11 protein-coding genes and 2 pseudogenes are annotated in these 9,163 nt (G+C 32.2%); 4 read left to right on the top strand and 9 right to left on the bottom strand.

The features are described from left to right. The coding region (locus tag BG20_RS00940) for a hypothetical protein (protein WP_010189690.1) at window positions 1-558 on the top strand (558 nt) is incomplete at its 5' end. Between the two features lie 100 nt (window positions 559-658). Then, window positions 659-946, top strand: a complete 288-nt coding sequence (locus tag BG20_RS00935) for a 30S ribosomal protein S26e (protein ID WP_007401727.1) — start codon at window positions 659-661, stop codon at window positions 944-946. Between the two features lie 190 nt (window positions 947-1,136). On the opposite strand, the gene BG20_RS00930 is transcribed toward BG20_RS00935, so the two are convergent. The 7 genes and pseudogenes from BG20_RS00930 to BG20_RS00895 all read right to left on the bottom strand — a co-directional run bounded on the left by BG20_RS00930 (window position 1,137) and on the right by BG20_RS00895 (window position 6,228). Next, a complete protein-coding gene (locus BG20_RS00930) occupies window positions 1,137-1,718 on the bottom strand; it encodes a CDP-alcohol phosphatidyltransferase family protein (protein WP_010189689.1) in 582 nt (193 codons plus the stop codon). Between the two features lie 83 nt (window positions 1,719-1,801). Further along, a pseudogene (gene speB / locus BG20_RS00925) lies at window positions 1,802-2,682 on the bottom strand (agmatinase). Between the two features lies 1 nt (window position 2,683). Then, a pseudogene (locus tag BG20_RS00920) lies at window positions 2,684-4,559 on the bottom strand (threonine--tRNA ligase). 76 nt (window positions 4,560-4,635) lie between these two features. Beyond that, entirely contained in the window at window positions 4,636-4,845 is a 210-nt protein-coding gene (locus BG20_RS00910; RefSeq protein ID WP_010189687.1) for a DUF2061 domain-containing protein, read from the bottom strand. A gap of 123 nt (window positions 4,846-4,968) precedes the next feature. Beyond that, window positions 4,969-5,370 carry a hypothetical protein gene (locus BG20_RS00905; protein WP_010189686.1) on the bottom strand — a complete coding sequence of 134 codons (402 nt, stop codon included), beginning with the start codon at window positions 5,368-5,370 and terminating at the stop codon, window positions 4,969-4,971. 159 nt (window positions 5,371-5,529) lie between these two features. Further along, entirely contained in the window at window positions 5,530-5,877 is a 348-nt protein-coding gene (locus BG20_RS00900; RefSeq protein ID WP_010189684.1) for a hypothetical protein, read from the bottom strand. Between the two features lie 6 nt (window positions 5,878-5,883). Continuing rightward, on the bottom strand, window positions 5,884-6,228 hold the full coding sequence (locus tag BG20_RS00895) for a rhodanese-like domain-containing protein (protein ID WP_010189683.1): 345 nt from the start codon (window positions 6,226-6,228) through the stop codon (window positions 5,884-5,886). A gap of 172 nt (window positions 6,229-6,400) precedes the next feature. On the opposite strand from BG20_RS00895, the gene BG20_RS00890 reads away from it, so the two are divergent. After that, window positions 6,401-8,203: a potassium transporter TrkG gene (locus tag BG20_RS00890; RefSeq protein ID WP_048096948.1), complete on the top strand. Its 1,803-nt coding sequence runs from the start codon at window positions 6,401-6,403 to the stop codon at window positions 8,201-8,203. 61 nt (window positions 8,204-8,264) lie between these two features. Here the strand turns inward: BG20_RS00890 and BG20_RS12565 are convergent, their stop codons facing one another. Further along, window positions 8,265-8,441 (bottom strand): hypothetical protein, encoded by a 177-nt coding sequence (locus tag BG20_RS12565; RefSeq protein WP_193352994.1) that lies wholly within the window; start codon window positions 8,439-8,441, stop codon window positions 8,265-8,267. Window positions 8,442-8,482: 41 nt separating this feature from the next. Between BG20_RS12565 and BG20_RS00885 the strand changes: the two genes are divergently transcribed. Further along, on the top strand, window positions 8,483-8,845 hold the full coding sequence (locus tag BG20_RS00885) for a winged helix-turn-helix domain-containing protein (RefSeq protein WP_238527426.1): 363 nt from the start codon (window positions 8,483-8,485) through the stop codon (window positions 8,843-8,845). 7 nt (window positions 8,846-8,852) lie between these two features. Here BG20_RS00885 and BG20_RS00880 read toward each other — a convergent pair. Then, a partial coding sequence (locus BG20_RS00880; RefSeq protein ID WP_010189680.1) for a hypothetical protein occupies window positions 8,853-9,163 on the bottom strand: 311 nt, incomplete at its 5' end.

Genomic DNA, 9,163 nt, shown 5'->3' with positions numbered 1-9,163 from the left:
CATGAAATTAGACGAATTTTTGGGTTTTTGTTTATTTGTGTAGCAATTGCAGTGACTATTGCTTCAGTTGCAAGTGAGATTATTTTTTTAAATAATTTACCTAGTTTTGCCTACGGAATTGCATGGTTTGGAACATTTGGAATTGTTTTTGGTCTTTATTTTTTGAGTTTTAAAAAAAAGATTGCATTGATTCGAACTCGAATGAAAAATAGTTTGACGTGGCCAACATATATCAAAATCATAAACGGTAGTTGTTGGGCATTACCATTTGCTCTAATAGGTGTATTTCCACAATATTTTCAGTATTTGATTTTATTAGGTATAGGGTTGGGAAATTTTTCAACATATATTTTCATGAAAAATTTGAGTAGTCAAAATAACAAAGAACAGGCATTAGTAGGAATAATTGCATTATTTGCAATCCCTATTGCCATCGAGATTGATACGTCGTTATTTGTATCACATCAAGATATTGCTATTTTGTTATCCAGAATATTGATTGCAATTGCATATGCTATTGGAGGGACATATGCCATTTTTGCAAAGATAAAATCATAGCAAAAATCAGACCTATGTTTCAATAAGATCGACGTTTTCAACATATAGGCAGAAACAGGAAACCATACAAGAATATAAGGAGGCAGATTTGATTGATTTCATGCCACTTAAACGTGCAAGTAGAGGACGTACAAAAGGAGGAAAGGGATCCTCTGGAACAGTTCAATGCGTTAACTGTGGTTGTACTGTACCAAAAGATAAGGCAAAGAAAGTTACAGGTAGAATTAACCTAGTTGAACATACATTGGCAAAAGAGCTACGTGCTCAAGGAGCATACATTGCATCACCTACAGTTTTGAAATGGTATTGTATTTCATGTGCAATTCATTTTAAGATTTTAAAAATTAGATCAGAAGACAGCAGAAGACAACGTGGAAAACTCCGATAGAAGTTTTACTATTTTAAAAAATATAATTTTTACCTAGCTCAGATCGTGAAACAGTGAATCATTTTGTATTACAATCAATGCTCTATTATTCCTCATTGCTAGGCAATTTAATGAGTTATTTCAATATAAAAAAATGTTAGTTAATTGAAACTTTAATTGTATAACATAAATCATCGAGATGTAATACTGGCTAGTCAGTTTTTTCTTTAATGTTTTTAGCAGTCACAATCATTCGTTGAACCAATGTAATTCCGGCAATTATCACCACGATGATTACTGCGGGTTCCATATATCCAATAATTCCAATAATTGCAATTACCAATAATCTCTCAGCTCTTTCTCCAATACCAACTCCTTGGAGTTTGATGTTTAATGCATCTGATTTTGCCCTTGCATAACTTACCAATAAAGACAAAGTTATTGCAAGTAATACAAGATAAGGTTCAGCATATCCACCAATTAATAATCCTAGAAAGATTGCAACTTCAGATATTTTATCAAACATCGAATCAAGATAGGAACCTTTTTGAGATGTTTTACCAGTTACTCTTGCTACTTGTCCATCAACCATATCAAAAAATCCAGAAACCAGTAACAACACACCACCTATGATTAATCCAAATTCAATACTTAGTCCATATACAAAGGCAGATGCTAAAGCGAATGCAAGCCCAACGGCTGTCCAGAAGTTAGGGGAAAGACCGGTTGACGCAAATATTTTTCCAATCTTTTCAAGTGTTGGTTTGAGTATTTCTCTTAGATTATTTAGCATTAGATTTCCCAAGAGTTTTTGTTTTTAGTATACTTGTGTATGTAGATTTGAGAGATTGTGAATAAGTCAAATGAAGAAACAACTCAATGATAATTTAATCGAGATAAATTCATAGCAATCAGAGTAGACATGATTTTTGCTGCAATAGATGCAGTAGCACCATTATCGTATTGAGGGTTTAGTTCCACAATATCAACACCTGTTACATTTTTGTTTTCAAGTGAATAAATTAGATCAAATAGTTCACGAGATGTCATACCTGCAGCTTCAGGATTTCCAACTCCTGGTGCATATGCAGGATCTAAAACATCCAGATCAAAACTAGTATACATGGAATTAAAAGAAGATGAAAAATCTTTTAGCATTTGAGGCCTTTCCCTTCTCTGACTTGTCTGTCAGTAATTGTCTTGATGTTATGCTCTTTAAGGAATTCAAGTTCTTCTTTTACAAATGCACGCGCACCAACATGTAAGATGTTATCAGATCCTCTCTGCTCTACGATTCTTCTTAAATATGCAGCATGACTTAGTTTTGTATTTGCAAACTCGTCGCGCAAGTCATAATGTGCATCAAATACAACATAACCAGTTTCTTTTGGAAAACTCATGTAAGTACCAAATGTTAGAGAGTGTTCACCACCTAAAATGAATAGTTGTCTTTTCTTTGCAACAAGCTCTTTTGTAATTTTTCCCACCATGTCAATCATTTCACTTGCTACAACTGTATGAGTTGTATTTCCTAAATCCTCAATGTTTACAGATTCCAAATCCATACCAAATTGAGGATGAAATATCTCAATATTGTTAAAAGCATCACGGATTACATCAGGACCAAATCTACATCCTGGTTTGTAGGAATGTGTAGAATCAAATGGAATTCCAAATACAGTTGCCACAGGCTCAGAATCACTGGATGATGCAGTGATCATTGGATTTCTATTCATGTATAAGTCTAGAAAACTCATGTTACACCATCAGTTGAGGTCTATGGGATAAATATTTTGGAAGATTAAGGCCAGTGAATGGTTTTTCTTTTGTTTGCTCATTAATTTCATTAATAAAATTATCAAATGTCAATTCTCTAACATTTCCTGTTTGTCTATCTCTAATACTTAGATTTTCCGAATTTGCTTCTTTTTCCCCAATTACAAGAGTGTAACGAATCCAGTCTTTTTCTGCATCACGGATTCTTTTCCCTATACTCTCGTTTCTATCATCAATGTCAACACGAATATTAAAAGAGGATAATTTGTCGACCAGGGTGTCACAAATGGAAGAAAATTCTTCTTTCAAAGGAATTACTCTAACTTGAGTAGGGGCAAGCCAAAGTGGAAATTGTGGTTTTCTTCCTTCTTTGATGTCTTGTGCTGCTTTTTCAAGCAAGACATAAACAATTCTTTCAATTGCTCCACTTGGAGAATTGTGTAAAATTATAGGATGTTTACGAACGTTATGTTCATCTACAAATTCAATTCCATAACGATTTCCATTTTCAACATCAATTTGATCAGTAGAAAGTGCTGATGCTTTTCCCATACTATCAACAAAATTAAATTCCCATTTCAAAACAAAATAAAAGAATTTTTCCTTCCACATTTCCACTAGAACTGGCCTACCGTGTTTTTTTACTAGTTCTTCAATTGAAGGTTTATTTTCGTTGTAGAAATCTTCAGTAAATCGAATCGCCATTTCATAATCAGAATCCACAATACCTAATTCTTTTAGGACGTTACGCGATAAATCAAATCTAACTTTGATTTCTTTAATAGATTGTTCAATATCTTTGCAAAAAGCATGGCAATCAGGCATAGTAAATGCTCGCAATCGTCGCAACCCAACTAATTCACCGGATTGTTCACGTCTAAAACTATAACGAGTTAATTCGTATAATCTGTAAGGCAAATTTTTGTATGACATTTGATATTCATTTGCCATAAGGAATTGTCCAAAGCATGCAGCAAATCTCAAAAATAATTTTTTACCTTCAGAATCAATATTGTATTGTCTAGCAGGAAATCTATTGAAATAACTAACCATACTAGGATGATGTGAATCATACATAATTGGAGTTTCAACTTCATATCCGCCATATTCTTTGACTCTATCAGTAACATATCTTTCAATTAGAGATTTTATCAAACGCCCATTTGGAAAGAATCTCATGTTTCCAGAATCAGAAGCTGGTTCATAATCTGCAATGCCCATTTTTTTCATCAATGCAACATGTGGTGGAGGTTCATCTACTGCTCTTTTTTTTGCAGATTCATATTTTGCAAGAATTTCAAGTTTAGGATATTTTGTAAAATCAAAATCACCGATGTTACTTAGCGTTCCATCAGGAGAAAGTATTTTCCAATATGATGTAATTTTTGATTCACCTTTAAGGGCTTCAGAGGTCATCTCTTTTTCTTCACCTTGAATTTTTTCTCCAGTACTTTCTTTTGTTACAACTTTTAGAGCTCTCAGCTAGTGGATGTCCCTTTACTTGAATTTTGTAGGATTTTGTCCAACCAAATGGAGAGTGTGAGACTTCTAGTTCAGATGCCGATGATTCCATTTCTTTGAGTAGAGATAATGCAGTTGAAGGAGACGCCAAATTAGAGCTTAGATGAGCATACGGATATAACAGTAATTTTTTACATCCAATTTTTGTCATTGAATTTTTTATCTGAGATATTGCATTTTGGGCAACAGAAGAATCATCACCATTTTCAATGGCTACAAATGCAACTACAACTTCTTCTAATCTTTTAGTTTCTGGAACAATTTCTTCAGCACTTTTGATCTCCTTTTTTGTAGGAGTGTACTCTATGCTGTCACAGTGTAGTTGTAATATGCGCACATAGTCACACTCTATAGTTTTACTTTAATACGTTTTGAAGCATATTTGGGAGGTTTTGTTGGGTCGAGATGAGCCATTAAACGGTAATTGGGTTTCCCCAGGTAATTTTTCCCCACATTCTTTCATGAAAATAGTAGATTATTGTTGCGGCGACATTGAAAACAAGGGTAACAATGGAGGTTTCATAAATATCACCAGTGAACACCCAAAGCAAAACAAACAGTAGTAATGTAATAGTACCACGGTATACGGCAGTTTTTACCAAAGTCCTTTTTCTACTATCCATTAGGTATTTTTAGAAAAACAAGATAATCAGGGAATATGTGTACAAACATAGCAACGTTAACCTTTTAAGAATGGATTGAAGTGTGAAATGAAGGAATTTAATTAAAAATAGTTCAAAAAAAGATTATTCCCATTCATAAATTGAAAAAGAAAACTCTTCTTTAGCATCTTTTGCGATAATGCTTTTTTCCAAGATAATCCTATGAATTAAATTTGTATTAGTTATAATTCCTAATCCCTTTAGAGCATCTTTTTTAGAAGACATTTCTTCTCCAAGTATTTTGATTAAAACGTCTGAAAGCCCATCTAAATCTTTTTTTGAATGTGTAGTCTTGTGTAAAGAAAAAGCAATGTTGATAGATAATGGCTTATCAGCACATCTTTTCTTTACATTATCTACGTTCTTACCTAATTTGGTTAAAATGGCTTCACGAATAGTAAGTTTAGCATCTTTTGCTTTTTTTCCTGATGACACGGGAATAATTCCTATGACTTTGATGTTTTGTAGTAAAACGTCTCCTTTCATAGTATTATTAAAAATTAGATGAATTTAATCCGACATCATAATAAAATGTGAGTGAAAAGTTTACTTTTTGAATTACAAGTTAAAATACTGTATAAAAACAAAAGATGACACGTATTTTTAAAACCACGTCATGAATTTCTAGCATAGATTAAAGAGTAGTCACTTAGATTGTTTTTCAATATTATCACGCAGAGTGATAATTGAACGTAGAATTAAACCAGACATGCCAAGATTGGATATGAGAAATTGTACTGTACGATTAAGAGAGTCATCTCCACGAAAGCCCTCATCATAAATCATTTCAACTGAGCCTTTGTCTGTATCTACAAATGAAGTAATTAATGAATAAGGACCTAATGTTGCATCGTTTTTTTCTAAATATAGCCTGAGTTCAACCTTATTAATCAAAAACCCTTGTTCCAAAAAGTTACCAGATGAAAATAGTACCTGAGCTTGATCAGGTGGACGATTTACCCTTTTAGGATCATGTAAATCAACAATATTCATTAGGTGTTATGGGTAACCTGTTCCCACATAAGAAATATTTGTACAATAAAGTCCCCTAGTCCAATTTTTTATTCCTCCAATTAGATAAAATGCGTCAATATTTTGATTCCTGAGGGACAAAGCCACCTTTTTTGATTGCTCTTCATCTTTACTTACTAAAACTACTTTTGATGACTTGGAGGCATTGATTAGATTTTTTTCATCGAATTGTATTAAAATTGATTTTTTAATATGACCTTTAGCATATTCTTCTTTTTTTCTTAGATCATAAATTAACAATTCATCATTATTACAAATTAAATCATATAGTTCTTTTTCAGTCAATCCAAAGGACATATCAGAATCTTTCATTTCGAACTCATGAAATGATAAAAGATGAGGAGTTTAAAGTTTGGTCTTGAAACTACACATACCCTATAAAACAAATTCAAAAAAAATATGGAAACGTCTATGTATTAGATCGCATTTACTTTGACAGTATACAACATAAGATTAATCTGTAGTAGCTCTAAATTCAGGATAATTGTCTCAAGAGAAAAATCTTACAGATTATCTAAGTAAAAAAGTATCGCAGTATTATAGAACTAATGTTCTAATGCTTTCTGAGCATGTGAAAATCACAGAAGCATGTACAATATTAAAAAAGAAAGATGTAGATGAAATTATTGTAGTAGATGATTCATACAATCCGATTGGAATTGTTACAGATGAAGATATCTTAACAAAATTAAGTGAATCTCTAGTAAATCCTCTTAAAACCACATTAGGAGACATCATGGTATTTCCAGTAATTACCATTGGCGAAGATCATTTTCTTTCAGAAGCACTTGAGATAATGCGTGAAAAGAAAATTAGAAAGATAGCTGTACTGTCAAAAAGTAATTTAGTAGTCGGAATACTTTATCTAGATACAATAGTTAACCTTGTAAAAAAATCACTGGTAAAGCAACAAAAACAATCTACACTCTGGGGAGTTGTTTGGAATCTTGGAGTCGTGACGCAGTTCACAGGTGTCTTAATGTTCATACCGGGAATTATTGCAACTTTGTTAAATGATCCCATAGTTGCAACTGGAATTTATGTAATGTCAGTGCTATTGATAGTTTCAGGATTTTTTATGAATTCCTATGGAGAAAAGCAGCCTATCACATTAAGAGGTACTGCAATTCTAGTATTTGCCAGTTTTATGATTCTAGTATTATTTGGAATGATTCCACAGCTTTTCGTAATACATTTTGATACAAATGATCCTGTAAAATTATTTGCAGATGCGTTTTTTGAAAGTTCTGCAGGATTCACAACAGGTGGATATTCGCTGGTAGAACATCCAGAAGAATTACCAAGGAGTTTTACATTTTATCGAGGTTATGCTCAATTTGTTGGAGGATTAAGCTTCATCTATCTGATTGTTACCGTATTCTATCCAGAAAAAAGAGTCAAAACCATGAAAGGGTTCATTTCAGGAAATGTACCACATTTAAAAGAATTATTTTCAATAATCACCATCATCTTTTCAATTTATGCAGTAATTATCGCATTAGCATTATTTTATCTTGGAGGAGGTGAGATTCTCGATGACTTTGCCTTGGCATTTAGTGCACTGTCAACTGGTGGAACAAGTCCAGACTCTAAAATTTTTGATGGATTCACAACTCCAGAATACATTGTAATGATGATTGCTATGATATTAGGTTCACTCCCATTTGGTTTTCATTATGCATTTGTTAGAACAAAATTTCTTTCGATTAATTTAACAAAAGAAGTAATTGTGTATCTAATTCTATTGGTGATTTTCTGTACGATATTTACATTATCAATGGATGGAAATTCACTAAAGAACACATTCAACATGATTTCAGCAAGTACAACTACAGGATTTGCCACTATGAATATGGATAATCTAAGTCCAGTAGCATATACAATTATGATTATTGCAATGATAATTGGAGGTTGTGGGTTTTCTACTGCTGGAGGCATAAAGATTTTCAGATTTATGCAATTAGCTAAATTAAGATATATTTTTGATAAAAATTCGGTAAAGATCTCAGAGTCGGATAAAAAAGATATTGTTGTAGGGTTAATAATTTTAGGAGTGTCAATAATAATTCCTCTGCTAGTTGCAGCATATATGCATACTTTAGGATATGATTTTCAAGATGCATTTTTTGATGGGGTCTCAGCAATAACGACCACAGGGCATGTCGCAGGAACTGTTAGTGCCGCATTGAACCCATTCATAACTATGGTTTTTGGATTTTTGATGATTTTAGGAAGAATTGAGATTATTTTACTTGTGTACATGTTTGTTCCAAAGCTAATGAAATGAAAAATTTGTATAAAAATATGATAATTTTGATTTAGAATTTCCAAAAAAATAGTATAAGAAACTACATTGGATGTTCTTTATCACGTTTAGGTTTAGAGTGAGCTTTTATCATATGTTTTTTAGTTCTTTCAGGATCTGTGAATTCCATTTCACATATTTTACATTTATTTGAAAACTCGTTATCTCTTTTGAACACATTCTTAACTAAACTCTTACCAAGAGACAACTTTGATTTCATATTAAATTTAGAAATTTTATGTTATAATGAGTTGCTTAACATTGTTAATTAATAAAGAATTATCCACAATAGTTAAAGAATCAGCAAATCAAATGGCAGTATTGGCAGATTCCAAAAAATACAGAGATAGAATATACATTGTAAAAGATATTATTCTAACTCTTTCGGAATATGGTCAGCTCAATCAGACATCACTTTTTAGTTTTTGTGGATTAAACATTAGTAAACATAAAGAAATTTTAGACAGTTTAGAGAAAAATGAAATAATTCAGAGGACAGAAGTCGCAGACGGAAAACGAACTGTTACAATCTTCAAGGTGACAAACAAGGGAATGAATTTTTGTCATGAGATTATAGACCCATACGAGAAATTATTTCCAAGACGAGATATATCTAAAACATAATTTGAATTTATTCTTCATCTATTTTGTATTCAGATGAAATTAATTCATCCAAGTCATTTCGTTTTTTCAAATAATTTGAATATCGTTTGTTCCAAGAACTAAGTGATCTGAATTGTTGTAATCCAGTAACTAACCAAATACCAGAAGTAACTAAAACAACAGTTATCAAGACTATCAGCATAAAGCCAAATTCATTTTCATTTTCTAGAAGATGTAAAAATTTAGGATGTGTGATAAGATACAAAGAGATCGCTATGGCCAAAGGAGCTAAAATTATGGCAGATAAAGAGACTCCAAGCATTAACCCTCTAAGGTGTT

The sequence above is a fragment of the Candidatus Nitrosarchaeum limnium BG20 genome (genome assembly GCF_000241145.1).
Taxonomy (GTDB): Archaea; Thermoproteota; Nitrososphaeria; order Nitrososphaerales; family Nitrosopumilaceae; genus Nitrosarchaeum; species Nitrosarchaeum limnae.
The sequence above is the reverse complement of the archived record's forward strand: the minus strand, read 5'-3'. Positions and strand labels throughout refer to the sequence as shown.

Bases quoted from the DNA above. Each gene is read 5' to 3' on its own strand.
- BG20_RS00935 (WP_007401727.1), top strand. From the start codon at position 659: ATGCCACTTAAACGTGCAAGTAGAGGACGTACAAAAGGAGGAAAGGGA.
- BG20_RS00930 (WP_010189689.1), bottom strand. From the start codon at position 1,718: ATGCTAAATAATCTAAGAGAAATACTCAAACCAACACTTGAAAAGATT.
- BG20_RS00910 (WP_010189687.1), bottom strand. From the start codon at position 4,845: ATGGATAGTAGAAAAAGGACTTTGGTAAAAACTGCCGTATACCGTGGT.
- BG20_RS00905 (WP_010189686.1), bottom strand. From the start codon at position 5,370: ATGAAAGGAGACGTTTTACTACAAAACATCAAAGTCATAGGAATTATT.
- BG20_RS00900 (WP_010189684.1), bottom strand. From the start codon at position 5,877: ATGAATATTGTTGATTTACATGATCCTAAAAGGGTAAATCGTCCACCT.
- BG20_RS00895 (WP_010189683.1), bottom strand. From the start codon at position 6,228: ATGAAAGATTCTGATATGTCCTTTGGATTGACTGAAAAAGAACTATAT.
- BG20_RS12565 (WP_193352994.1), bottom strand. From the start codon at position 8,441: ATGAAATCAAAGTTGTCTCTTGGTAAGAGTTTAGTTAAGAATGTGTTC.